The organism is Oryzihumus leptocrescens (assembly GCF_006716205.1).
Lineage (GTDB): Bacteria > Actinomycetota > Actinomycetes > Actinomycetales > Dermatophilaceae > Oryzihumus > Oryzihumus leptocrescens.
In genome coordinates this window covers 1,656,784-1,681,656 of record NZ_VFOQ01000001.1, presented here as the reverse complement: position 1 = coordinate 1,681,656, position 24,873 = coordinate 1,656,784, and the positions used below count along the sequence as shown (strand labels likewise).

General features: G+C 72.7%; 23 protein-coding genes. 14 read left to right on the top strand and 9 right to left on the bottom strand.

Annotated features, from left to right (window positions below; genetic code table 11):
- Nucleotides 1-25: 25 nt before the first annotated feature.
- Entirely contained in the window at nucleotides 26-328 is a 303-nt protein-coding gene (locus FB474_RS07930; protein WP_141788153.1) for a Fe-S cluster assembly protein HesB, read from the top strand.
- Nucleotides 329-475: 147 nt separating this feature from the next.
- Here the strand turns inward: FB474_RS07930 and FB474_RS07925 are convergent, their stop codons facing one another.
- From FB474_RS07925 to FB474_RS07915, 3 genes are read right to left on the bottom strand one after another with little or no spacing between them, the layout of a single operon-like run.
- On the bottom strand, nucleotides 476-940 hold the full coding sequence (locus FB474_RS07925; protein WP_141788152.1) for a peroxiredoxin: 465 nt from the start codon (nucleotides 938-940) through the stop codon (nucleotides 476-478).
- Between the two features lie 49 nt (nucleotides 941-989).
- On the bottom strand, nucleotides 990-1,796 hold the full coding sequence (locus FB474_RS07920) for a DUF1295 domain-containing protein (RefSeq protein ID WP_221632481.1): 807 nt from the start codon (nucleotides 1,794-1,796) through the stop codon (nucleotides 990-992).
- The gene (locus FB474_RS07915) at nucleotides 1,796-3,100 is read right to left on the bottom strand and encodes an SAM-dependent methyltransferase (RefSeq protein ID WP_342778104.1); all 1,305 of its coding nucleotides are present in this window, start codon (nucleotides 3,098-3,100) and stop codon (nucleotides 1,796-1,798) included. The genes FB474_RS07920 and FB474_RS07915 overlap by 1 nt, the downstream gene beginning before the upstream one ends.
- 330 nt (nucleotides 3,101-3,430) lie before the next feature.
- Here FB474_RS07915 and FB474_RS07910 point away from each other — a divergent pair, with 330 nt between their 5' ends.
- The 3 genes from FB474_RS07910 (at nucleotide 3,431) to FB474_RS07895 (ending at nucleotide 5,988) form a co-directional block, all read left to right on the top strand.
- On the top strand, nucleotides 3,431-4,018 hold the full coding sequence (locus FB474_RS07910; RefSeq protein ID WP_141788149.1) for a DinB family protein: 588 nt from the start codon (nucleotides 3,431-3,433) through the stop codon (nucleotides 4,016-4,018).
- The gene (locus tag FB474_RS07905) at nucleotides 4,015-4,479 is read left to right on the top strand and encodes a TspO/MBR family protein (RefSeq protein ID WP_141788148.1); all 465 of its coding nucleotides are present in this window, start codon (nucleotides 4,015-4,017) and stop codon (nucleotides 4,477-4,479) included. The genes FB474_RS07910 and FB474_RS07905 overlap by 4 nt, the downstream gene beginning before the upstream one ends.
- Before the next feature lie 204 nt (nucleotides 4,480-4,683).
- On the top strand, nucleotides 4,684-5,988 hold the full coding sequence (locus FB474_RS07895; RefSeq protein WP_185746092.1) for a hypothetical protein: 1,305 nt from the start codon (nucleotides 4,684-4,686) through the stop codon (nucleotides 5,986-5,988).
- Nucleotides 5,989-6,114: 126 nt separating this feature from the next.
- Here the strand turns inward: FB474_RS07895 and FB474_RS07890 are convergent, their stop codons facing one another.
- Nucleotides 6,115-7,365, bottom strand: coding sequence for an HNH endonuclease signature motif containing protein (locus FB474_RS07890; protein WP_185746091.1), 1,251 nt, complete (start codon nucleotides 7,363-7,365; stop codon nucleotides 6,115-6,117).
- Nucleotides 7,366-7,902: 537 nt separating this feature from the next.
- On the opposite strand from FB474_RS07890, the gene FB474_RS07885 reads away from it, so the two are divergent.
- Nucleotides 7,903-9,516, top strand: coding sequence for a substrate-binding and VWA domain-containing protein (locus tag FB474_RS07885; protein ID WP_221632480.1), 1,614 nt, complete (start codon nucleotides 7,903-7,905; stop codon nucleotides 9,514-9,516).
- Nucleotides 9,517-9,660: 144 nt separating this feature from the next.
- Here the strand turns inward: FB474_RS07885 and FB474_RS07880 are convergent, their stop codons facing one another.
- The 5 genes from FB474_RS07880 to FB474_RS07860 all read right to left on the bottom strand — a co-directional run bounded on the left by FB474_RS07880 (nucleotide 9,661) and on the right by FB474_RS07860 (nucleotide 17,456).
- Complete coding sequence (locus FB474_RS07880) at nucleotides 9,661-11,766, bottom strand: DEAD/DEAH box helicase (RefSeq protein ID WP_141788144.1); 2,106 nt, start codon at nucleotides 11,764-11,766, stop codon at nucleotides 9,661-9,663.
- A gap of 35 nt (nucleotides 11,767-11,801) precedes the next feature.
- Nucleotides 11,802-13,754: an ABC transporter ATP-binding protein gene (locus FB474_RS07875; RefSeq protein WP_221632604.1), complete on the bottom strand. Its 1,953-nt coding sequence runs from the start codon at nucleotides 13,752-13,754 to the stop codon at nucleotides 11,802-11,804.
- Nucleotides 13,755-13,798: 44 nt separating this feature from the next.
- Nucleotides 13,799-15,529: an ABC transporter ATP-binding protein gene (locus FB474_RS07870; protein ID WP_185746089.1), complete on the bottom strand. Its 1,731-nt coding sequence runs from the start codon at nucleotides 15,527-15,529 to the stop codon at nucleotides 13,799-13,801.
- A 119-nt stretch (nucleotides 15,530-15,648) separates the two neighbouring features.
- Nucleotides 15,649-16,398, bottom strand: a complete 750-nt coding sequence (locus FB474_RS07865) for a lysophospholipid acyltransferase family protein (RefSeq protein WP_141788143.1) — start codon at nucleotides 16,396-16,398, stop codon at nucleotides 15,649-15,651.
- Nucleotides 16,399-16,499: 101 nt separating this feature from the next.
- Nucleotides 16,500-17,456, bottom strand: coding sequence for a DUF389 domain-containing protein (locus FB474_RS07860; RefSeq protein ID WP_141788142.1), 957 nt, complete (start codon nucleotides 17,454-17,456; stop codon nucleotides 16,500-16,502).
- Nucleotides 17,457-17,555: 99 nt separating this feature from the next.
- Between FB474_RS07860 and FB474_RS07855 the strand changes: the two genes are divergently transcribed.
- From FB474_RS07855 to FB474_RS07815, 9 genes are read left to right on the top strand one after another with little or no spacing between them, the layout of a single operon-like run.
- The gene (locus FB474_RS07855; protein WP_221632479.1) at nucleotides 17,556-18,014 is read left to right on the top strand and encodes a MarR family winged helix-turn-helix transcriptional regulator; all 459 of its coding nucleotides are present in this window, start codon (nucleotides 17,556-17,558) and stop codon (nucleotides 18,012-18,014) included.
- 22 nt (nucleotides 18,015-18,036) lie between these two features.
- Nucleotides 18,037-19,233 (top strand): MFS transporter, encoded by a 1,197-nt coding sequence (locus FB474_RS07850; protein WP_425465314.1) that lies wholly within the window; start codon nucleotides 18,037-18,039, stop codon nucleotides 19,231-19,233.
- A 26-nt stretch (nucleotides 19,234-19,259) separates the two neighbouring features.
- Entirely contained in the window at nucleotides 19,260-20,027 is a 768-nt protein-coding gene (locus FB474_RS07845) for a HipA family kinase (protein WP_141788139.1), read from the top strand.
- A complete protein-coding gene (locus FB474_RS07840) occupies nucleotides 20,024-20,410 on the top strand; it encodes a DUF3037 domain-containing protein (protein ID WP_342778103.1) in 387 nt (128 codons plus the stop codon). The genes FB474_RS07845 and FB474_RS07840 overlap by 4 nt, the downstream gene beginning before the upstream one ends.
- Before the next feature lie 35 nt (nucleotides 20,411-20,445).
- Nucleotides 20,446-21,930, top strand: coding sequence for a peptide MFS transporter (locus tag FB474_RS07835; protein ID WP_246092086.1), 1,485 nt, complete (start codon nucleotides 20,446-20,448; stop codon nucleotides 21,928-21,930).
- Between the two features lie 54 nt (nucleotides 21,931-21,984).
- Nucleotides 21,985-22,530, top strand: coding sequence for a YbhB/YbcL family Raf kinase inhibitor-like protein (locus tag FB474_RS07830; protein WP_141788137.1), 546 nt, complete (start codon nucleotides 21,985-21,987; stop codon nucleotides 22,528-22,530).
- Nucleotides 22,527-23,060 carry a YbaK/EbsC family protein gene (locus tag FB474_RS07825; RefSeq protein WP_246092085.1) on the top strand — a complete coding sequence of 178 codons (534 nt, stop codon included), beginning with the start codon at nucleotides 22,527-22,529 and terminating at the stop codon, nucleotides 23,058-23,060. The genes FB474_RS07830 and FB474_RS07825 overlap by 4 nt, the downstream gene beginning before the upstream one ends.
- Nucleotides 23,057-23,995 (top strand): carbohydrate ABC transporter permease, encoded by a 939-nt coding sequence (locus tag FB474_RS07820; protein ID WP_141788136.1) that lies wholly within the window; start codon nucleotides 23,057-23,059, stop codon nucleotides 23,993-23,995. The genes FB474_RS07825 and FB474_RS07820 overlap by 4 nt, the downstream gene beginning before the upstream one ends.
- Nucleotides 23,992-24,861 carry a carbohydrate ABC transporter permease gene (locus tag FB474_RS07815; RefSeq protein ID WP_246092084.1) on the top strand — a complete coding sequence of 290 codons (870 nt, stop codon included), beginning with the start codon at nucleotides 23,992-23,994 and terminating at the stop codon, nucleotides 24,859-24,861. The genes FB474_RS07820 and FB474_RS07815 overlap by 4 nt, the downstream gene beginning before the upstream one ends.
- Nucleotides 24,862-24,873: the final 12 nt, after the last annotated feature.

Here is a 24,873-nt window from a genome sequence, read left to right as displayed (position 1 = left end):
ACGCTACGGAACGGAGAGCGAGCTCGTGCTCACCCTCACCGAGAACGCCAGCACCATCGTCAAGGCCATCACCGAGCAGACCAGCTCCGCCGACAGCGCCGGTCTGCGCTTCAGCCCCAACGTCGCCGGCGGCCAGGGCCTGGACGTCGCCCCCGTCGAGGCGCCCGAGCCCGGCGACCAGGTCGTCGAGGAGGGCGGCGCGAAGGTCTACCTCGAGGAGACCGCGGCCGTGGCCCTCGGCGAGCAGGTCCTCGACGCCGCCGTCGACGAGTCCGGCACCGTGCAGTTCAGCATCGCCCCGCAGAACGGCGCGACGGTCGCGGGCTGACACCCTCAGTCCTCGCGCGAAGGGCGCCCCGCCGGTTGGTGGGGCGCCCTTCGTCGTCCCCGCCACCGACCACTCCTGGCGCCGAGAGGGACGTTCCTCAGGGTTGGCGTGAGCTCAAACCCGAAGAGCGTCCCTCTCGGCAAGGGGTCAGCGGCGCTGCAGGGCCTTGAGGGCCTCCAGCGCGCTGTCCGCGTGGGTGGTGAAGTTGGTCTCGCTGCTGACCACCTCGCGGATGGTGCGGTCGGTGTCGATGACGAAGGTCGCGCGCTTGACGTAGGACACGAGCTTCCGCTTCACGCCGAACCCGGCCGCGACCGTGCCGTCCGGGTCGGACAGCAGCGGGTAGTCGAAGCCGTGGGTGTCGGCGAACTGCTTCTGCGCGGACACCTCGTCGCGGCTGATGCCGACGCGCTGTCCGCCGGCGGCGGCGAACTCCGCCGCGAGGTCCCGGAAGTGGCAGCTCTCCTGGGTGCAGCCACCGGTCATGGCGGCGGGGTAGAAGAACAGCACGACGGGCCCGTCGAGCAGCAGGGTGCTCAGCCGGGTCGGAGTGCCGTCCTGGTCGGGCAGCTCGAAGTCGGGGGCCTGGTCGCCCACGTTCAGGGTCTTCATGCTCGGGCCTTCCTCTCATACAGGTGCACGGGCGGGGAGTCGCCGTCGTTCAGACGGCGCCCTTCTTCGGCGGGAGCGGGACGAAGCCGCTGGTCCGCCTGACGTAGTCCACGTAGCCGGGACGGCGCGAGGACATGTCCTTCTCCAGCAGCGGCTTGCCGGTGCCCTTGGCCAGCAGCCACGTCATCGCCACCGGCGAGAGCAGGGTGAGGATGCCCGGCCACGCGCTGAAGGCGATCAGGGACAGACCCCACCACACGCACGCGTCGCCGAAGTAGTTGGGGTGCCGGGTGTAGCGCCACAGGCCGGTGTCGAGGACCCGGCCCGTGCTGGCCGGGTCGTTGCGGAAGCGGGTCAGCTGCCAGTCGCCGACGGTCTCGAAGAAGAAGCCGACGAGCCAGACGAGGACCCCGACCCAGGCCAGCGGCCCCAGCGGCGCCGGCTCGAAGCAGGCCACCTGCACCGGCAGCGACACGAACCACATGACCGCGCCCTGGGTCAGGTAGACCTTGCGCACGGCGTACCAGGTGGGGTTGCCCGGCGCGCTGGCGAGCATCTCGGCATACCGGGGGTCCTCGCCGTGGCCGCGGGAGCGGCGCCCGATGTGGACGGCGAGGCGCGCGCCCCACACGACGGTCAGGAGGGTGACGAGCAGGCGACGCCCCGCGTCGCCCTCCCCCGCCGACAGCGCGTATGCCGTGAGCGCCACCGCAGCGAAGCCCAGCCCCCACGCCACGTCGACCACGGCGTGCCTGCCGGCACGCAGGGCGACCAGCAACGTCACGCCGAGGACGACCACGACAGCGAGGATGGTGAACGGCAGCGCGGCGGCGAACGCCCCCCAGGGGAAGGCCATCACCAGGTCCGGACCGGCGGCATGCCACTGACGCCGTCGGCGCCCGGGCGGACCGCGAGGATCTGGTCGACGCCCATGCGGTTCTCCTCGAAGGACAGCGCGCTGCCGACCATGTAGAGGCGCCACACCCGGGCGACCTCCTCGCCGACCATGGCAACGACCTCGTCCCAGCGCTGCTCGAGGGTGGCGTACCACGCGTGGATGGTGCGCACGTAGTGCTCGCGCAGCACGTGCACGTCGCGGACCTCGAGGCCGGCCTGCTCGATGAGGTCGACGGTCTCGCCGACCGGGCGCATCCACATGTCGGGGGCGATGAACGCCTCGATGAACGGGCCGCCGCCGGGGTGGTGGCCCTTGCGCGACATCTGCTGGACCAGCACGCGGCCGCCGGGCTTGAGCCGGCTGTGGATGAGACCGGTGAAGACGGGGTAGTTCTCCTTGCCGACGTGCTCACCCATCTCGATCGAGGTGACCGCGTCGAAGCCGGTCTCGGGCACCTCGCGGTAGTCCTGCAGCCGGACCTCGACCCGGTCGCCGAGGCCTCGCTCGTCGACCCGCGCCTGGACGAACGCCCGCTGCTCGGCGGAGAGGGTGACCGCCAGGACGTGCGCGCCGAAGTGCTCCGCGGCATACAGGGTCAGCGAGCCCCAGCCGCAGCCGATGTCGAGCATCCGCATTCCCTCGCGCAGGCCGAGCTTGCGGCAGACGAGGTCGAGCTTGTCCCGCTGGGCGTCCTGCACCGTGTACGACGGGTCGTCGCTGGTCCAGTACCCGCAGGAGTAGGCCATGTGCGGGTCGAGGATCAGCGCGTAGAAGTCGTTGGACAGGTCGTAGTGGTGCGCGATGACCTGCCGGTCGCGCCCGAGGGTGTGCAGCCGGCCGCGCAGCCGGGCCTGGGATGCCGGCGGCATCGGCGGACGGCCGATCGCGCCGAGCTCCCGGGCCGTGCGGACCGCCTGGAGCAGCAGCGCGGGCGTGGGGCGCGGCGTGACGCTGCGCTCCCGGGCTGTGCGCCACACCCGGCGGAACCCGTCGAGCACGTCACCCTCGACGTCGATCTCGCCGGTGACGTAGGCCTGCGCCAGACCGAGCTCGCCGGGGTGGAACAGAAGGCGGCGCAACGCATCCGGCGAGGTTATGGTGATGACGGGGGCGTCTGCGGGACCGTGCTCGGCGCCGTCCCAGGTCCGCAGGCGGAGCGGCAGCTCGCCGCCGAACATCGGCTCGACGAGCTCGCCGAGCCTGCGGGCGATCGAACGGCTGCCGTCGACCTGCGCGGCGGGGCGGGTCTGCGTGGTCGTCACGGGCGGTTCCTCCTGCTGTGTCCGCGTCGGCGGGAGGTCCCCGGCCCGACCGGTCGCCATCCTGCCCGAGCACGCCCGCACGGGCGCGGTGGCAGACAGAGCCGGCGACGCACTCGTGGTTCGGAGCGGTCCGAGGGCTGGATTGGCCGGTATGCCGTGCCGGTTCCCTTGGGTGCGCCGCGCTGGGACCGGGCTCCCGAGTACCTGGGCTGCCGGCCGCCGGGGGCGCCGGTGGCGCCGTGGCGCCGTGGCGCCGGCAACGGTGGCCGCTGTCGGTGGCGGGTGCGAACATCGGGAGTGCAGCAACGTCCAGCGACGACGGGGTGTGCCATGCCGGGGACTGTCCGACCCATCACCGACGAGCGCGACGGCCTGATGGCCTACCTCGCGCAGATGCGCCATGTCCTGCGCCTGACCGCGTGGGGGCTCACCGACGAGCAAGCACGGGCGACGCCGAGCGCGAGCAGCCTCAGCGTCGGCGGCATCATCAAGCACGTGGCGACTGCCGAGCGGATCTGGAACGAGCGGGTGCGCGACGTGCCGCAGACCTACCGCCGCGAGGACTACGCCGCCAACTTCCGCCTCGCCCACGACGAGACGCTGCAGGACGCCCTCGACCTCTACGACACGGTGGCCACCGAGACCGAGGCGGCGATCGCCGAGGTCGAAGACCTGGGCCAACCGGTGCCGGTGCCGCGGGACTCGCCCTGGTTCCCCCAGGACGTCGAGGCGTGGTCGGTGCGCTGGGTGCTGCTCCACCTGATCCAGGAGACCGCGCGTCATGCCGGCCACGCCGACATCGTCCGCGAGTCGATCGACGGGGCCACGGCCTTCCCTCTCATGGCCGCCGCCGAGGGCTGGCCCGAGACCCCGTGGATGAAGCCGTGGAGCCCGCCGGTCGAGGCGGAACGGCCATGAGGCGCACCCTGCTGGTCACCTCGCTGGCCTCGGCCGCCACAGCGCTCGTCGGCAGCCTCGGCACGGACCCTGGGTCAGGGTGGTACCGCTCGCTGGAGAAGCCACCGTGGCAGCCTCCGCCCGTCGCCTTCCCTCTGGTGTGGACCCCGCTCTACGGCCTCATCGCGTGGGGCACGGCCCGGATGATCGACGCCGAGCCCGACCCCGCGACCCGCCGCCGGCTCGCAGCCTTGGTGGCCGCCGACCTTGCCGCCAACGCCGGCTGGTGCTGGGTGTTCTTCAAGGGCAGGTCGCCGCGGCAGGGCCTGGCCGCCATCGCCATCCTCGACGGGCTCAACCTCGCCCTGGTCGACCAGGCTCGCCGCCGCGATGCGCGCGCGGCGGGCGCCCTGGCCCCGTACGCCGCGTGGAGCTTCTTCGCCACCGCCTTGAACGCCGCCATCTGGCGGCGCAACCGCTGAGCTCGCACGGCTGGGCCACACCGCTGGGCTCGCCACCCGTGCTCGGCCGGCTTGGCTCACACAGCGCGCACACTCCGCGGGCCTCGCCACAATATCTAGGTTGGCCCGGTATGCCGGTTGGTGACCATCCGGCATACCGGGCCGGGCAGGGCTGCGGGGACCTTGGTCTGGGCTGCCGTCCGCGGCCGGCGAGACGCTGAGGGTATGGAGACCCGCACGTCCGACCCCCGCGAGCAGCCACCGCCCACCCCGTCGGAGCAGGGCGGGTCGCCTTCCTTCCTCCCCGGCGAGGTCGACCGGCTGCTGGAGCACTGGCTGGCCGACGGCGTGATCACAACCGATCAGGCAGCCCGCATGCGCGCTGACCTGCTCGCTGCAGGTGCCGGCGCGGCTGCTGGTGCTGGGCCCAGCGCAGGTGCAGGTGCCGTTGCCGGTCCCGGTGCGGGCGCGAGTGCAGGCGCCGGCGCCGCACCGACAACAGCCGCGCCTGTCGCCGCCCCGCCCACGGCCCGACAGCTCCCGGCAACCGGTGCGGCGCAGCTGGCCCCGCCACCCAGCCCGCACGCGTCGCTGGTCACGGAGGCGTTGGGCTACCTCGGCGGCGTCATCATCTTCGTGGCGAGCCTCTTGGTCACGGCCCGGTTCTGGGGCGACCTGGGCACGCCTGCCCGGCTGGCCCTCGTCGGCGCGGCGGCGGCCCTGCTGCTGCTCGGCGGTGCGCTGGTGCCGCAGCGGCTCGGGGACCCCGGGCATCGGTTGCGGGCGGTCCTCTGGCTGGCGGCCACCGGTGCCGTCGCGGGCTTCCTCGGCCTGCTGGGCTCCGAGTCGCTGAACCTGCACGACAGTGACCTCGCCCTGTTCATCACCGGGCCGACCGCCGTGGTCGCCGGGGTGCTGTGGTGGGCGCACCACCACCCTCTCCAGCACGTCGCGACGCTGGTCGCTGTCCTGGGCACGGTCGCCTCGTCGGCGTCCTACCTGTCGACCCAGGATGCCGGCGCGATCGGGCTGGCCCTGTGGGGCACGGGCGTGGTGTGGGCTCTCCTGGCCTGGGGCGGGATCCTCGCCTGGGCCGGGCGCCCTTCGCGGGCGAACCTCGGCGTCGTGCTCGGCTCGGCCGGGGCGATCTTCGGAGCCATGATCACCATGCCGGCCCGTTGGGGCATCATCCTGGCGCTGACCACGGTGGCAGCTGTCGTGGTGGCCGCCGTCGTCGCGCGGAGCGTGGTCCTGCTCGCCGTCGGCAGCGTCGCCGCGCTGCAGGTCCTGCCGGCCACGATGGTGGAGTGGTTCGGCGGCACCCTCGGCGCCTCGTTGGGGCTGCTGCTGGTCGGCGTACTCCTCGTGGCCGCGGCCATCGTCACGGCCCGACGTCGTCGGCAGCGCCCGCCCGGTGAGCCTGCAGCCTCTCGGGGGCCGCGGCTGCCCTGGCCGGACCGCACGGTGGCCATGGTCGCTGCGGCAGTAGTCGCGGTGAGCACGAGCGCGGCAGTCCTGACGCTGGGCTGACCGTCCTCAGCCCGGGGCGGACCGACCGTCCCGCGCGTGGCCTCACCGTCCTGGCCTGGCAACAGACAACTGCTCGGGCATGCCGCTGACCCGGCCCGCTTTTGGGCCGGGTGCGGGGCGGGGGCCTCATAGGTGCCAGGTGACCCCGGTCGCGGCCACGGTCGCGGTCCAGCCGCGCTGGTGCACGATCGTGTGGTGCCGCCCGCACAACAGCGCCGCGTTGCCGACATCGGTGGCCCCGCCGTTGGCCCAGTGGATGACGTGGTGACCGTCGCACCACCACGGCGGTGCGGCGCAGCCCGGGATGGTGCAGCCGCCGTCGCGGAGCCAGAGGTGCTTCAGCTGCGCCGGGCTGAAAAGCCGCCTTGTGCGGCCCAGGTCGAGGACCTCCCCCTGGGTGCCGAGGACGACCGGGATGACCGCCGCGTCGCAGGCGATCCGGCGCACCGTCTCCGGGCCCAGCAGCGTCCCGTTGCCGTGCACACCCCCGGCGCCGAGGACCGTCCCTGACCCGCACGCGTCCCGCAACGACTCGAAGTCCATGGTCACGAAGACCTGCGCCTTGGTCTGCACCGGCGCCTCACCCGCGGCGGTCGAGCGTCGGCAGGCCTCGACCAGGGCGTCCCCCCGGCGCTGGTCGCTGTTCCGCAGGTCGCTGATGCCGTCGACCGGGTTGGGCGCGGACAACGGACCGATCGCGGCCTCGAGCACGCTCGCGCCCTCGGGGTCGAGGCGCAGCTGGTACTCCACCATCCCGTCATCGGCCCGCCCGGCCGACAGCGACACCCCGTGCCTGAGCCGGTCCTGGCGGACCTGGAACTCGTCCTGTCGGCCGTGGGTGGCGATGATCCGCTCCCGCAACCCCCGGAACTCCCGCGGGCCCGCCTCCTCGGCCACGGCCAGGAACCCCTCCCACACCGTGGGCAGCGCCGCCGGCGTCAACCGCGGGCCGAGCTTGTGCATCTCGGTCAGCGCGACCGCCGCGCAGCGCACCCTGACCCGGCCGGCCAGCACGCACGACCTCACCCGCTGCACCGACCCGTGGTCCAACACCTGAGCGGCACCCGCCCCCACCGGCTTCCCGATGCACGCCTGGGCGACCTTGACCAGGTCACCGGTCCCACCGGCCCGGTAGGACGGCGCCCACTCCAACACCCACCCCGCCGCCGTTGAGCAGGTCGAGGAGGCCACCTCGCCCCGCTCCAGGCCCTCGCCCAGCACCGTGACCTGGGCCGCCTCCACCAACCGCCGCAGCACATCCAGCCGACCCATCGCCGGGCCCAGGTCCGACCCCTGGCACTGGTGCACCGCCTCGGCCAGCCCGGTCAACGCCTCCCGCGCCGCGCCCACCGCCGCGAACCGGTCCGCGAACGACACCGCCGCCCCACCCGACCCCGCCCCACCCGACCGCGCCGCGGGCACGCCACCGGACCCGCTGGCCGCGGCCCTCTGACGGCGATCCCCCTGATGCATGGTTCGAACATACATTCGACCACCGACAGGGCGTCCGACCATCATCGGGATGCGCCCCCCTCGGTGCCCAGCCGGCCCGGCCGACCCGCGGCGGGTGCCACCCGCTCCCAACTGCGGCTTCCCGGTCCCGGCCGGGGTGAACGGGGTCCACGCGCACCACCGCACCGGGAAAGAAATCTACAGATGACTGTCCGGTATGTCCGGAACGGGCTACCCTCCCCGCACAGGCGTTGGGGCGACCTCACCCCTGCCCGGTGCTCCGATGCTCTGCTGCGCCGGTGAGGTGGCCCCGCGCGTCCCCCCGTAGCAGGAGCAACACCCCGAATGTCTCGCACTCAGGGCGCCCCCTCGCGCCGTCCCACCGGCTCGACCCGGGCTGCTCGCCGTCGCGAGCGCCAGCGCAGTTCCCGGAGGGTGAAGCTTGTCGCCGGAGTGATCCCGGTGGTCTTCGTCGCTGCCGGGCTGTCCATCGTGGTCGCCACCGGAGGAGTGGGAGCGGCGCTGAACACCGCCGCCCTGACATGCCTCGAGCCCACGCGCGTGCGCGTCTCCACCACCGAGGACTTCCTCCCGGTGCTGCGCAAGGTCGCCACCCGGGTGCAGGCAGACACGAACAACGCGATCAGCTGCACGACGTACGACATCAGCGCCGTCCCGCCGGCCGTTGCCGTCTCCCAGATCGCCGGGGACGGCGACGAGCGCCCGGACGCCTGGGTGCCGGACTCCTCCGTCTGGGTGCAGCGGGTCAACGCGCAGCTGGGCGGCGACGCACCGCCGAGACCGGTCACCGTCGCCCAGAGCCCCCTGGTCATCGCCGTGCCCCAGGAGCGGGCGGCGAGGTATGCCGGTGCGCGTGTTCCATCGTGGGAGGACCTGCTCGGCGGCAGCGCCCCGGTCCGCTGGAGCAACCCCGCTGACTCGACCACCGCCATGATGGCGCTCACCACCGCCCGCAAGGCGCTGGGGAGCTCGCCGGCCATGCAGGAGGACGTCGGTGGGGCGATGATCCGGCTGTCCCGCACCGCCGCGGACTCCACCGACGAGCTGTTCTCCGAGGCCAGCGCGAATAAGGCCGCGGCTCCGATGTTCCCGGCGAGCGAGCAGCAGGTCGTGCAGTACGACCTGCAGCACGCCGACGCTCTGCTCGTGCCGGTGGTGCCGACGCCGAGCACCGGCCGGCTGGACTACCCGTTCGTCACCCTGGCCACCCAGCAGGACGCCGTGGGCAAGGCCGTGCGGTCCCTGCGCAACGCGCTGACCTCCGAGGCGGGCCACCGAGCGGTCCGGGCGGCGGGCTTCCGCACCATGGAGGGCACCGGCGGACCGACGCCGACACCCGGCGTCCCGAGTCCGGCCGTCAGGCTGTTGCCGGACCCGTCGCTCAAGGAGGTCGACGCGGCGCTGAGCACCTGGACCACCGTGTCCAAGGAGATGCGCATGATCGCCGTGATCGACGTCTCCGGCTCGATGACCGCCCGGTCCGACGGCGCCAGTCGCATCTCGATCGCGCAGGGCGCCACCGACACCGCGCTGCGCATCTTCCCTCCCCGCTCGCAGGTCGGTCTCTGGGCCTTTGCCACCGACAAGGACGGCCCCGGCAAGGACTGGAAGGAGCTGGTCCCGCCCGGTGAGCTCAGCGCCCCCAGCACCACGGGCACGCAGCGAGACGCCCTGCTGCGCGCCAACGCCGGCATCGACGCCCTGGTCGGTGGAGACACCGGGCTCTACGACACGGTCCTGGCCGCCTACCAGCGGGTGAAGGAGGGCTATGACCCCACCCGGGTCAACTCGGTGGTGATCCTCACCGACGGCCAGAACGACGACCCGAGCGGCCTGACACTGGACCAGCTGCTGGCCAAGCTCAACGAGCTGTCCGACCCGGCTCAGCCGATCCCGGTGATCACGGTCGGCATGGGTCCGAGCGCGGACGCCTCGGTGCTCGAGAAGATCTCCCGGGCGACCGGGGGCAGGTCCTACATCGCCCGCCGGCCCTCCGACATCAAGACGGTCTTCGTGGAGGCGCTGCTCCAGCGCAGCTGCCGGCCCAGCTGCTGAGCGACCGCGGGCACACGCCGGCACAGCCCCGGCAACAGACTCCGCGCCGACAGAGCCCTCGCCGACAGGACCCCGCCGACAGGACCCCGACGACAGAGCCCTCGCCGACAGGACCCCGACGACAGACCTCCGCGCCGACGAACCTCAGGGCTGGCGGTGCAGCACCATCGGCAGCACCACGGCGGCCCCCGCCTGGCGCAGGTGCGCCGCCGTGACCGTGACCGCCCACTGCGTCGAGGTGGCGTCGACCACGAGCAGGACCGCCCGGCCCGCCACCGCCGCGGCGGTCTCCGGCGGCACCGAGACAACGGAGCGCCACGCCGCCGCCTCCTGTGCGGACCCGAGGTCCCGCCCGGGTCGCGCGCCGTCGAGGGCCAGCGTCGCCCGGTCCAGCCGCCCCACCGCCGCGAGGTGGTCGGCGACCTCGCCGGTGAGCCTCGACAGGCCGGCCGCCGGCAGGTCGACGACCACGTCCGGACGGGCCGGCCACGAGGTGCGCCACGAGGACATCAGCCGCACGACCCCGTCGAGCACCTCCTGGGGCGCCGGGCCGTCGGCCCCGAACGACCCGGCCACCACCTCGCGCCACTCGGGCGCGTCGGCATGGATCAGCACCCGCCCGGTGTCGGCCATCAGCGTCGGCGGGATCCGCCCCCGCGTGCCGAACGCCCCGCCCGGCCACATCTTGCGCGGCTCGAGCTCGTGGACCTGGCCCCGCAGCAGGCCGGCCACCGCGGCCACCGTCTCGGCCGACGGCTCACCGGACAGCGACTCCGGCAACCGGCCCAGGCACACCGAGCAGTGCCCGCACGGCTGGGCGCTGTCGTCGTCGAGGGACTCCTGGAGCAGCTGCATCAGGCACCGCTGCCCGCGCACGTAGGCCCGCATGATGTCGGCCTCGCGCCGCCGGGTGGCCACGATCCCGTCGTAGCGGGGCGCGTCGAAGGTCCACTCCCGCCCGGTCGCGACCCAGCCGCCCTCGACCCGGTCGACCGCACCGTCGACGGCGAGCTGCTTGAGCATGAGCTCCACCCGCGATCGCCGCAGCCCGGTCTCGGCCTCCAGCGCCGGCACCGAGGCCGGCGCCGCCTCCTCCCCGGACGGCAGCGCATCCAGCAGCTGGCGCATCTGCTCGGGGTCGGGGATGGTCGCGGTCGCGAAGTAGTCCCAGACCCCCGCGTCGGCGTCCGAGGGCAGCAGCGCGACCAGCGCGTGGTCGATGCCGCGCCCGGCACGCCCCACCTGCTGGTAGTAGGACACCGGCGAGGGCGGGGACCCCACGTGCACCACGAAGCCGAGGTCCGGCTTGTCGTAGCCCATGCCCAGCGCCGACGTCGCCACGAGCGCCTTGAGCCGGTTGTCCCGCAGCGCGTCCTCGAGCCGCTCGCGCTCCCCCGACTCCAGTCCCCCGGTGTATGCCGCGACCGGCACCGCGTCGCCGTGGGCCTCGCGGATCGCCGCGGTGAGCCGCTCGGCGTCCGCCACGGTCAGCGTGTAGACGATCCCCGAGCCGGGCAGCACCGGCAGGTGGTCGACCACCCAGGCGTAGCGCTGCAGCGGGGTGAGCCGGTCGACGACGCTGAGCTGCAGGCTGGACCGCGCCAGCGGACCGCGCAGCACCAGGGTCGACTCGCCCAGCTGCGCCGAGACGTCGTCGGTGACCCGGGCGTTGGCGGTCGCGGTGGTGGCCAGCACCGGGGTGTCCGGGTTGAGGTCACGCAGCACATCGGAGACGCGCCGGTAGTCGGGCCGGAAGTCGTGCCCCCAGTCCGAGACGGCGTGCGCCTCGTCGATGACCAGCAGGCCCAGCCGCCCGGCGAGCCGGTCGAGCACGCGGCGGCCGAAGCCGGGGTTGGCCAGGCGCTCGGGCGACACGAGCAGCACGTCGAGCTCGTCGGCCAGCAGCGCCTGCTCGATGGAGGACCACGCGTCGATGTTGGAGGAGTTCAACGTGGCCGCCCGCAGCCCGGCCCGCCCGGCCGCGGCCACCTGGTCGCGCATGAGGGACAGCAGGGGCGAGACGACCAGCGTGGGCCCGGCGCCGTCGTGGCGCCGGATCGCGGTGGCAGCCCAGTAGACGGCCGACTTGCCCCAGCCGGTCGCCTGCACGACCAGCACCCGCGACGCCGGCCGGGACAGCTCGGCGACGGCGGCGGCCTGGTCCTCGCGCAGCCGGGCACCCTCGCCGGCCAGCGCGGTGATGACGCCGGCAGCGACGCGGTCGTGGTGGTCGGTCAGCACGGGAGTCATGTCGCCGACCCTACGGGCCGGCACCGACCACCCCGTCACCGACCGACGCGGGTCGGCGTCGCCGCCAGCTCCTCGTCCTGGACCACGGCGCCACTGAACTGCGCGGCATACAGCCGGTGGTAGGCGCCCCCGGCGTCGAGCAGCTCCTGGTGCGTGCCCTGCTCGACGATCTGCCCCTCCTCCATGACGACGATGTGGTCGGCGTCGCGGATGGTGGACAGGCGGTGGGCCACGACGAAGCTGGTGCGGCCGCGGCGCAGGTCGGCCATCGCGCGCTGGACCAGCGCCTCGGTGCGGGTGTCGACCGAGCTGGTCGCCTCGTCGAGGATGAGGATGGCCGGGTCGGCGAGGAACGCGCGGGCGATGGTGAGCAGCTGCCGCTGCCCGGCGCTGACCCCGGCACCCTCCTCGTCGATGACGGTGTCGTAGCCGTCGGGCAGCGTGCGCACGAAGTGGTCGACGTAGGCCGCCGTGGCCGCCTCCAGCACCTGCTCCGGCGTCGGGTCCTGCGCCCCGTAGGCGATGTTGTCGCGGATCGTGCCGTTGAACAGCCACGTGTCCTGCAGCACCATGCCGAACAGGTCGCGCAGGTCCTCCCGGCGCATGTCGCGGGTGTCGACGCCGTCGAGGGTGATGCGCCCGGCGTCGACGTCGTAGAAGCGCAACAGCAGGTTGGCCAGCGTGGTCTTGCCGGCGCCGGTCGGCCCGACGATGGCGACCGTGTTGCCGGGCTCGGCGACCAGGTCGAGGTGCTCGATCAGCGGGGTGTCCGGCACGTAGCGGAAGGACACGTCCTCGAAGGCCACCCGCCCGCTCACCTTTGAGGGGACGACCGCCGGCGTGGGGTCGGGGCTCTGCTCCGGCGCGTCGAGCAGCTCGAAGACGCGCTCGGCCGAGGCGACCCCGGACTGCAGCAGGTTGGCCATCGAGGCGACCTGGGTCAGCGGCTGGCTGAACTGCCGCGAGTACTGGATGAACGCCTGCACGTCGCCGAGGCTGATCGCGCCGGAGGCCACCCGCAGCCCGCCGATCACCGCGACGAAGACGTAGTTGAGGTTGCCGATGAAGAACATGGCCGGCTGGATCAGCCCGGAGATGAACTGCGCCCGGAAGCTCGCCTCATACAGCTTGGCGTTCTCCGCCACGAACGTCTCGCGCGCCTCCTGCGTCCGGCCGAAGACCTTGACGATGGCGTGGCCGGTGTACATCTCCTCGACGTGGCCGTTGAGCCGGCCCGTGGAGGCCCACTGCTCGACGAACCGCGGCTGGGCCTTCTTGCCGATCCGCACGGTCACCAGCGCCGACAGCGGCACGGTCACGAGGGCGACGACGGCCAGCAGCGGCGAGACGACGAACATCATGGTGAGCACGCCGATGACGGTCAGCAGAGCAGTCAGCAGCTGGCTCATCGTCTGCTGCAGCGACTGCGCGATGTTGTCGATGTCGTTGGTGACCCGCGAGAGCACCTCGCCGCGGGAGCGCCCGTCGAACCACGCCAGCGGCAGCCGGGCGAACTTCTCCTCGACGTCGCGACGCATGGCGTAGACGGTGCGCTGCACGACCAGCGTGGTGACCCGGCCCTGCAGCCAGGCCAGCAGCGACGCCAGGACGTAGATGACCAGCACGACCATCAGCACGTGCGCCAGGGCGGTGAAGTCCACGCCCCGGCCGGGCACGACGTCCACGCCCTGGAGCACGTCGGCCATCCGCCCCTGCCCCGTGGCCCGCAGCCGGGCGATGGCCTGGACCTTGGTGATGCCCGCGGGCAGCCGCTCGCCCACGAGCCCGGCGAAGATGATGTCGGTGGCCATGCCGAGCACCCGGGGCCCGGTGACCGACAGGGCCACGCTGACCACGCCGAGGCTGATCGCGGTGAACACGAGCGCCCGGTGCGAGCGCATGGACCGGATCAGCCGCAGCGACGACCCCCGGAAGTCCATCGCCTTGGCCGGTGGTCCACCCATCATGGCGGCCATCGGGCCGCGCATCGGCGGGGGCGACGGGCGGGACGCGGTGGTGGTCGTCGGCCCGCTCACGCGGCCTCCTCCTCGGTCAGCTGGGACAGGACGATCTCGCGGTATGTCGGGCAGCTCGCCATCAGCTCGCGGTGCGTGCCGGTGCCGACGACCTGGCCCTCGTCGAGGACCACGATCCGGTCGGCGTCGCGGATGGTGCTGACCCGCTGGGCCACGGTGATGACGGCGGAGTCGTGGGTGACCGGGCGCAGCGCCGCGCGCAGGGCCGCGTCGGTGGCGTAGTCGAGCGCCGAGAAGCAGTCGTCGAACAGGTAGAGCGCCGGCCGCCTCACCACGGCGCGGGCGATGGCCAGGCGCTGGCGCTGCCCGCCGGAGACGTTGCCGCCACCCTGGGCGATGGGCGCCTCGAGCCCGCCGAGCCGCTCGACGAAGTCGCGGGCCTGGGCGATCTCCAGCGCCTCCCACAGCTCCTCGTCGGTGGCGTCCAGCTTGCCGTAACGCAGGTTGGAGGCGACCGTCCCGGCGAACAGGTAGGCGCGCTGGGGCACCAGGCCGATCCCGGCCCACAGCTCCTCGGGGTCGAGGTCGCGCACGTCGACCCCGCCGACGAGCACCTGCCCGCTGGTGACGTCGACCAGCCGCGGGATGAGGTTGAGCAGGGTGGTCTTGCCGCTGCCGGTGGAGCCGACGATGGCGGTGGTCTCCCCCGGCCGGGCCACCAGGTCGGCGGCGCGCAGCACCGGCTCCTGGGCGCCGGGGTAGGCGAAGCTCGCCGCGCGCAGCTCGACGGCCCCGGTCCGGTCGGGGCGCAGGACCGGGCGCTCCGGCGCCCGCACGCTCGGCTCGGTGTCGAGCACCTCGGTGATCCGGTCGGCGCAGACCTCGGCACGCGGCACCATGACGAACATGAACGTCGCCATCATCACCGCCATGAGGATCTGCATGAGGTAGCTGAGGAACGCCGTCATCGTGCCGATCTGCATCTGCCCCTCGGCGATGCGGTGCCCGCCGAACCAGATGACCGCGACGCTGGAGACGTTCATGACCAGCAGCACGGTGGGGAACATCAGCGCCATGAGCCGGCCGACCTGGACCGACACGTCCATGAGGGAGTCGTTGGCCCCGCCGAAGCGCTCCCGCTCGTGGGTGTCGCGGACGAACGCCCGGATGACCCGCACCCCGGCGATCTGCTCGCGCAGCACCCGGTTGATCACGTCGATGCGCACCTGCATGGAGCGGAACAGCGGACGCATCCGCCGGATGATCAGCACGACCGCCACGACCAGGGCCGGCACCGACACCAGCAGCAGCGCCGACAGGTGCACGTCCTGGCGCAGGGCCAGGATCACGCCGCCGACGCACATGATCGGCGCGGCGACCATGATCGTGAACGAGAGCAGCACGACCATCTGCACCTGCTGCACGTCGTTGGTGGAGCGGGTGATCAGCGACGGGGCGCCGAACCGGCCGACCTCCTGGGCCGCGAAGCGCTCCACCGAGACGAACACCGCCTCGCGCAGGTCGCGGCCCAGGGCCATCGCGGTGCGGGCGCCGAAGTAGACCGCGAAGCCCGAGGCGATGACCTGACCGACCGTGACCGCCAGCATGACGGCGCCGATGGACAGGATCTTGCCGGTGTCGCCGACGACCACGCCCTGGTCGATGATGTCGGCGTTGAGGCCGGGCAGGTACAACGTGGCGACCGTCTGGACCAGCTGGAACAGCACCACCAGCGTGATGGCACCCCAGTAGGGCCGCAGGTAGGTGCGCAGCAGCGGGAGAAGCACAGGACCTCCGGATGTCGTCGGCCGGCGGCTCCCCTGACGGCGCGCGCGACCGGCACGACGCTAACCCGGCGAGGCCACCACCTCAGGTGACAAACGTCAGGATCGCACTCCGCGCCGTGTCAGGGGCGCGCTTTTCGCCGGCCGCGGACGTCGGCCTCGTCGCGAGCAGCGGCCTCCTCGGGCGTCGGCGCGGTGCCGCCGAGACGGGCGGGCAGGAACCGCAGGTCGGCCCCGGTCATCGCGGGGTAGCTCTCCTGGGCCGCGTGCAGCAGCGCGGTCATCCGCTCGCGCACCTCCCGGTTGACCTCCTCCGGGTCCACCCCGCGGGGGACCTCCACCGGCTCACCCACGGCGATCGAGATCGGGATGTTGCTGCGCCCGAACCGCGGCTTCTCCCCCTTGGTCCAGACCCGCTGGGAGCCCCACAGCACGGTCGGCAGGATCGGCACCCCGGCCGCCTTGGCCATCCGCACGGCGCCGCTCTTGAACTCCTTGAGCTCGAAGGAGCGGGAGATGGTCGCCTCGGGGAAGACGCCGACCACCTCGCCGGCCTTGAGCTCCTGCACCGCGGCCCGGAACGAGGCGGCTCCGGCCTCGCGGTCGACCGGGATGTGCCCCATGCCGCGCATCAACGGCCCCCCGACGGGGTGCCGGAACACCGACTCCTTGGCCATGAACCGCACCTTGCGCCCGGACGGGACCGCAGCCAGCCCGGCATACGCGAAGTCGAAGAAGGACAGGTGGTTGATCATCATGACCGCACCACCGGTGCGGGGGACGTTCTCCTGCCCCGTGATCCGGAACCGGAGCCCCTGGAACGCGAACAGGGCGCGGGCGAACCCGATGACAGGTGTGTAGACGGGCTCCATGGCGCAACGGTAGAGGTTCCACCCCGCCGCCGGGAGGGTGGCCGCCTCACCGGCCCCGACCCCGGTCCGGTATGCCGGGTCGCTGGCGTCCGCGCGCGCCCTCAGCGGGCACGCACCACCTCGTCACCGGTCCGTCGCTGCACGACCCGCCAGCCGACCCGCTGCGCCACCAGCGTGATGACCCCGGCGATGACCATGCCGGTGAGGTTGACGGCCAGCTGCAGCGCCGAGCCGCGCATCTCCTCCACCTGCCACAGCGCGAGGGCGAGGGCGAGGTTGCCCGCGGCCGGGACCGTGGTCACCGAGATGAAGACCCCGACCAGGGCCGAGGACTTGCCCGAGGTCAGGGACAGGACGCCGGCGAACCCCGCGAGCAGGGCGACGACGAACGACCAGCGGTCCGGGTGCCAGATGAAGCCGGTCAGCGGCCGCGGCCGGGTGACCGTGGACGGGTCGATCCAGCCCAGGCCGCGGGCCACCAGGGCCAGGGCCGCGACGACGAGGACGGCGAAGCAGAACGAGCGCGCGAGCAGGGACAGCGAGCGCGGGACCAGCCCCCACCGGCGCAGGACGATGCCGGTGGCGATGGCCGCGACCGGGCCGAACTCCGGCCCCACGACCATGGCCCCGACGACGAGGATCGAGGAGTCGGTGATGACGGCGATCGCCGCGAGCGCGGTGGCCAGGGTGAGGAAGGCGTAGAAGGACACCGAGCCGCGGCTGTCGGACCAGGCCCGCTCCTCGACCATCCGCCAGACGACCCCGTCATCGGGGCTGCCGGGCGCGGCTGCCTCGGCCTCGCGGGCGCGCCGGTAGGGCGACGCGGTCACCTCCGAGACGCTCATCGCACCGTGGTGGCCCAGGCCCATGGCGTCGAGGCGGCCCAGCAGCTCCCCGGCGGCCTCGCGCGGCACGTCGGCCAGCACCGCGTCGCCGGCGGGCTCGACCGCCGCGCCCGGCAGCACGACGAGGTTGGTGACCCGCTCGTCGGACTCGAGCAGGCCGCGCACCTGCGCAGTCAGCCCCGGCGGCACGGCCAGGCGCAGGTTCAACAGCATCGGAGGCCACCACACGGCATACGGGTCATGGGGGACACCTCACCACAACCGACCACCCGCACGAGCAGTTGCATAGGTTCTCTATGTATCATGCCTCGGGTGACCTCCCCCTCCCTCGGCGACGAGCTGCTCGGTGTCGTCGCGCGCCTCAACCGCTGGGCCAGCCGCCAGGCCGTCTTCGACGTGCCGCCGGCGCAGGCCCGCCTGCTCGCCCAGCTCGACGAGCTCGGACCGTCCCGCATCGGCGACCTCGCCCAGGCCGACCACACCAGCCAGCCGACGATGTCGGCCCAGGTGGGCCGGCTCGAGCAGCGCGGCTGGGTGCAGCGCTCCGCCGACCCCGCCGACGCCCGCGCCTCCCTGATCGCCCTGTCCCCCATGGGCGCCGAGACGCTCGCGTCGGTGCGCCGGGCCCGTGGCGCCGTGGTGGCGCCGGTGGTCGAGCAGCTCGGCGCGGCCGACCGTGCGCGGCTCGAGGACGCCGTGGCGGTGCTGCGCGAGCTGCTCGCCATCGCCGTGGCTGCCGAGGACCCCTCTCCCGCAACGAAAGGACAGTGACGTGTGGCGTCAACCCAAACCTGTGTGGGCCGTGGCCTTCGCGTGTGTCATCGCCTTCATGGGCATCGGCCTGGTCGACCCGATCCTGAAGTCCATCGGTGACCAGCTCGGCGCCTCGCCGTCCCAGGTCTCGCTGCTGTTCACCAGCTACATGGTCGTCATGGGCGTCGCGATGCTCATCACCGGCTTCGTCTCCAGCCGGATCGGCGCCAAGCGCACCCTGCTCATCGGCCTGCTCATCATCATCGTCGGCGCCGGGCTGGCCGGGACGCAGGACAGCGTCGGCGGCATCGTGACCTTCCGCGCCGTCTGGGGCCTGGGCAACGCCCTGTTCATCGCCACCGCGCTGGCCACCATCGTCAAGGCCGCCCGGGGCTCGGTCGGACAGGCGATCATCCTCTACGAGGCCGCGCTCGGCCTGGGCATCGCCGCCGGCCCGCTGCTCGGCGGGGTGCTCGGCGGCATCTCCTGGCGTGGGCCGTTCTTCGGCGTCTCGGCGCTGATGGCCGTGGCCTTCGTCGCCACCGCGTTCGTGCTCCCGGCCACGCCGCGCGCCGAGCGGGCCACCTCGATCACCGAGCCGTTCAGGGCGTTGCGCCACAAGGGCCTGCTCGTGGTGGCCCTGACCTCCCTGCTCTACAACTTCGGCTTCTTCACCCTGCTGGCGTTCACGCCCTTCCCGCTGGACATGGGCCCGCATCAGGTCGGCCTGATCTTCTTCGGCTGGGGCCTGCTGCTGGCGTTCACCTCCGTGGTCGTCGCCCCGCGGCTGCAGCGGCGCTTCGGCACCGTCCCGTCCGTCGTCGCCGCCCTCACCGGCTTCGCGGCGACGCTGGTCGTCATGGCGGTGTGGACCGGCGACAAGGCGGTCCTGGCGACCTGCGTCGTCGTCGCCGGGGCGTTCCTCGGCGTCAACAACACCCTCATCACCGAGACGGTCATGAAGGCCGCCCCGGTCGAGCGCGGCGTGGCCTCGGCGGCCTACAGCTTCGTGCGCTTCGCCGGTGGCGCCATCGCCCCGTGGCTGGCCGGCAAGCTCGGCGAGTCCTACGGCGTGCACGTGCCGTTCTGGGTCGGCGCCGTCGCCGTGGCCCTCGGCGTGACCCTGCTGGCCTCCGGCCGCGGGCTGCTGGCCCACGTCGACGCCGGGCCCGGCCACGGCGCCCCGGCCGTCCAGAGCGAGGACGAGGCCGTGCTGGTCACGGTCGCCGACGCCTGAGGCACCCGAGCGCCTAGGCTTCCGGCGTGCTCGAACACATCACCGCCACGCGCTACGTCACCCCGCTGCGCGAGGGGGGGTCCCTCCCCGGCATCGTCGAGGGGGACGACTGCGGCACCTGGGTCCTGAAGTTCCGCGGCGCGGGACAGGGCCTGAAGGTGCTCGTTGCCGAGGTGGTCGTGGGCGAGCTGGCCCGGCGCCTGGGGCTGCGCGTGCCCGAGATGAAGGCGGTCGAGCTCGACGCCCAGATCGCCAAGTACGAGGCGGACGAAGAGGTCCAGGACCTGCTCACCGCCAGCATCGGGCTCAACCTCGGCGTCGACTTCCTGCCCGGCTCCTTCGGCTACGACGGCTCCCAGCCGCCCCCGCCGGAGGAGGCGGCCCGGATCGTGTGGCTGGATGCCTTCACCGCCAACGTCGACCGCACCTGGAGCAACCCCAACCTGCTGGTCTGGCACCACCAGGCGTGGTGCATCGACCACGGCGCGGCGCTGTACTTCCACCACTCCTGGCCGGGCAAGGGATCCAACCCCGATCGCTTTGCGGCCCAAGGGTTCGACGTGAGCAAGCACGTCCTGCTCGACGTCGCCGGCGACGTCACGACCGCCCACGCCGAGCTGGCGCCCCGGGTCGACGAGGCCCTGCTGGAGGAGGTGCTGGCCCAGGTCCCCGACCCCTGGCTCGAGCCGGCACCGGGGCTGGCGGACCCGGCAGCGGTCCGCGCGGCATACCGGGAGAACCTGCTGGCCCGCGTGGCCAGCCCGGCCGCCTGGCTGCCCGGGGGTGCGCGGTGAGCGCGGGGATGGTCGGCTACCAGTACGTCACCCTCCGCTGCGTGCCGCGGGTGGACCGCGAGGAGTTCCTCAACGTCGGCGTGGTGCTCTACAGCCAGGCGGCCGACTTCCTCGAGGGAGCCTTCGACCTGGACCGGGAGCGGCTGCGGGCCGCCTTCCCCGACCTTGAGCTCGACGCCGTCGACGCCTCCCTCGCCGCCATCTGCCGGGTCTGCCGGGGTGAGCCGGGTGTGGGGCTTCCCACACTCGACAAGCCGGGCCAGCGCTTCGGTTGGCTCAGCGCTCCGCGCAGCACGGTGATCCAGCCCGGACCGGTCCACGGCGGGCTCACGAAGGACCCCGCGCAGGAGCTGCAGCGGCTGGTTCGTGCGCTTGTGAATTAGGGCTCCCAGCAGGGTCGTTGTTACCGTTTTGGCCCGTGACTGCCACGACAAACCCCCCTGCCAGAACCCGGGCGGAGGGCCGCGAGTTCCTTGGCCACCCCAAGGGCCTGGCCACGCTCTTCAGCACCGAGCTGTGGGAGCGGTTCAGCTACTACGGCATGCGGGCCATCCTCCTGCTGTACCTGACCGCCAAGCTCAAGGACGGCGGCCTCGGCCTCGACGCGAACCTCGGCGAGGCGGTGGTGTCCGTCTACGGCGCCTCCGTCTACCTGCTCTCGGTCGTCGGTGGCTGGCTCGCCGACCGCGTCATGGGCGCCCGCAGGACCACGCTCATCGGCGCGTTCATCATCATCGCCGGCCACCTGAGCCTGTCGGTCCCGACGCCGGCGCTGTCCTACCTCGGCATCGTGCTGGTGGCCCTGGGCACCGGCATCTTCAAGCCCAACGTCTCGACCATGGTCGGCGGGCTGTACTCCGAGGACGACAGCCGCCGCACCGCCGCCTTCTCCATCTTCTACATGGGCATCAACATCGGCGCCCTGGTGAGCCCGTGGGTCGTCGGCTGGCTGCGCGCCGGCTGGGGCTTCCACGCCGGGTTCGCCGCCGCGGCCGTCGGCATGACCCTCGCCCTCGTGGCGTGGATCTGGGGCCGCAAGGCGCTCGGCGACGTGGGCCTGCACCCGTCGAACCCGGTCGAGCCGCAGGAGTCGGGCGCGCTGAGCCGGATGGCCGCCTACGTGCTCGCCGGCGTCGCGGCCGCCATGGTCGTGGCCACCGTCGTCAACAGCGGCAGCTTCGGCCTGCCGACGATGGTCGACGCCATCTCCTACATCGCGCTCGTCACGCCCGTCGTGTTCTTCGTCGTGATGTACCGCAGCCCCAAGGTGGAGGCGTACGAGAAGCGCCGCCTGCTGGCCTACATCCCGCTCTTCGTCGCGGCGATGCTGTTCTTCATGCTCTTCGAGCAGGCCAGCACCACGCTGACGACGTTCGCGGCCGACCGCACCCAGCTGCAGATCTTCGGCGCCCACATCTCGCCGGAGTTCTTCCAGTCGGTCAACCCGTTCGCGATCATCGTGCTCTCCCCGGTGTTCGCCGCCATCTGGATGCGCCGCGGCGAGCGCTCGCCCTACCTCGGCGGCAAGTTCGCCATCGGTCTGGGCCTGGCCGGGCTGTCCTTCGCGATCATGGCGCTGGGCTCCTTCCTCACCGGGGACGGCAAGGCCTCGCCGATGTGGCTGGTCGTCGTCTACGTCGTGCAGACCATCGGCGAGCTGTGCCTGTCGCCGGTCGGCATCGCGGCGACCACGCTGCTGGCGCCGAAGGCGTTCCGCAGCCAGACGATGGCCCTGTGGTTCCTCGCCCCCGCGGCCGGCCAGGCCATCACCGCCCAGGTGGTGCAGGCGACCTCGGGTGCCAGTGACACGGCATACTTCGGCGGCCTCGCCGTCGTGACGCTGGCGTTCACCGCGGTCCTCGCCGGCCTGGCCGGCTGGGTCCACCGCGAGAGCGGCCACTGACGCACCACCTCCTCACACGTGCCGGGGGCGGCGCGGGCGGTTAGGGTCCGAAGCATGAACCTTGACCGTCCCGTCGCCCCCGACCCGTACTCGCTGCTGCCCCAGGTGCCCGCGATGGCCGTCAGCAGCGCCGACTTCATCGACGGCAACCCCCTGCCGGACGCCCAGGTGTTCAACGACTGGGGCTTCACCGGCGGCAACACCTCGCCGCAGCTGAGCTGGTCCGACGCCCCCGAGGGCACGAAGGGCTTCGCCGTCACCTGCTTCGACCCCGACGCGCCGACCCCGTCCGGCTTCTGGCACTGGATCGTCCTGGGCATCCCCGCCTCGGTCACCGCCCTGGACCCGGGCGCCGGCGCCGAGGGCGACGGCTCCCTGCCCGACGGCGCCTTCCACGTGCGCAACGACTACGGCAACAAGGCGTATGACGGTGCGGCGCCGCCCCAGGGCGACCACAACCACCGCTACCTGTACGCCGTGCACGCCCTGGACACCGACGACCTGGGCCTGGACGCCTCGGTCACCCCGGCGGTGGCCGCGTTCACCATGGGCGGGCACACCCTCGCCCGCGGCGTCCTGACCGGCACCTACCGCTGGTGACCTCGCCGGGCCTGCCCTACCTGCCGGCCCTGACGCACCTCGACCTGCTCGCCCGCCCGGTCGCGGAGACCCTCCGCGGCTGGCCGCACGGCGAACGGGTCGAGGTGCTGTCGATCGACCCGGCCGTGTCCGACACGGCCGCCCTCGTCGAGGCCACGGGCATGGCGCTGGAGGACTGCGCCAACTGCGTGGTGGTCGGCGGTCGCCGGGCCGGCGAGGAGCGGGTGGCCGCCTGCGTCGTGCTCGCCACCACCCGCGCCGACGTCAACACCACGGTCCGGGGGCTGCTCGACGTCCGCAAGGCCAGCTTCCTGGCCATGGAGGACGCCGTCGAGCGCACCGGCATGGAGTACGGCGCCATCACGCCTGTCGGGCTGCCGGCCGCATGGCCGGTGTACGTTGACGCCCGGGTGCTCGAGCGCGAGCACGTCGTGATCGGCGCCGGGGTGCGCGCCGCCAAGCTGAGGGTGCCCGGCCCGCTGATGGCCGAGCTGCCCGGTGTCGAGATCGTGGAGGGGCTCGCTCGATGACCACCACCGTGTCGCCTGCCCGTACGGAGCAGGCGCCGCCGGCCGCTGCGCCGCGGCGGCGCCGGAGCAGCTCCGGCCTCGCCCTGCTGTTCCTGCTGCCGGCGCTGCTCGTCTTCGCCCTGTTCGTGTTCTGGCCCCTGGTCCGCTCAGTGGTGCTGTCGTTCCAGGGCACCGACATCATCGGCCGCCCCGGCGCGTTCGTCGGCACCGCCAACTACGAGCGCCTGCTCTCCGACCCCGGCTTCGTCAAGGTGCTCGGGGTGACGCTGGCCTTCACCCTGCTCACGGTCGTGCCGAGCATCGTGCTCGCGCTGGTGGTGGCGCTCATGCTGCAGTCCCGCATCCGCGCGGTCCGCTTCTTCCGCACCGCGTTCGCGCTGCCGTTCGCGTTCTCCGTCGCCACCGCCTCCGTCGTCTTCCAGGTGCTCTACAACCCGGCCTCGGGGGTGCTCAACGGCCTGCTGTCGCACGTCGGGCTCGGTCCCGTGCACTGGCTGACCGACCCCGACGTCGCCCTGTTCTCCGTCGCCGGGGCGACCGTGTGGATGCAGCTCGGCTACAACCTGCTCGTCCTCAGCGCCGGGTTGGGCGCCCTGCCCGAGGAGGTCATCGAGGCGGCCCGCCTCGACGGCGCCACCGGGCTGCGGCTGCAGCGCTCCATCGTGCTGCCGCTGATCACCCCGCAGCTGTTCTTCCTCGTGGTCACCGGCACGATCCACTCGCTGCAGAGCTTCGGCCAGATCCGGATCCTGACCGCCGGCGGCCCCGAGGGCAACACCACGACGCTGGTCTACTCCATCTACGAGCAGGCCTTCGCCTACAACAACTCCAACTTCGGCTACGCCTCGGCCCAGGCCCTCGTGCTGCTGCTCATCGTGCTGGGCATCACGGCGGTGCAGTTCGGCATCCTCGAGCGGAAGGTGTTCTACCGGTGAGCCAGGCAACCACCACCGCCAGCACGGAGCGCCGCCGTCCGCGTCCGGCACACCGCCGCACCCCCGTCGGCACGTACGTGGGCCTGGGCGTGCTGTTCCTCGTCGTGCTCTTCCCCGTCTACTACGGGATCATCGGCAGCCTGATGGGCGTCGCGGACACCAACGCGTTCCCGCCGGCCCTGTGGCCGACGCACGGCCTGCACCCCGGCAACTACGGCGACGCGCTGCGGATCATCCCGCTGGGCAACCAGTACCTCAACAGCATCGCCCAGACCGCGCTGATCACGGTCGGCCAGGTCGTCACGAGCGCCCTGGCCGCCTACGCGTTCGTCTTCCTCGACCTGCGCTGGCGCAGCCTGTGGTTCGGCCTGTTCCTGTCGACGATGATGATCCCCTACGAGTCGATCATCATCCCCAACTACCTGTTCGTCTCCAGCGCGGGCCTGAAGGACACCGTCGCCGCGCTGGCGCTGCCGTTCCTGGCCACCGGCTTCGGCACGTTCCTGCTGCGCCAGGCGTTCCTCGCCTTCCCCACGGAGCTGCGCGACGCCGCACGGGTCGACGGCGCCGGGCACCTGCGCTTCCTGCGCTCGATCCTGCTGCCGCTGTCGCGCCCCACGCTGGCCGCACTCGGCATCTACTCAGCGCTGACGGCCTGGAACATGTACTTCTGGCCGCTGCTGGTCACGACCAAGGCCGAGCACCAGACCATCCAGATCGGCATCGGGCAGCTGCAGTCCTCCGACGGCGACAACCCCGGCATGGTGCTCGCCGGTGTCGTCCTGGCCCTGCTGCCGACCCTGCTGCTCGTCATCTTCGGGCAGCGCTTCATCGTCCGGGGCCTCACCGCGGGAGCCGTCAAGTGACGCACCGCTGAC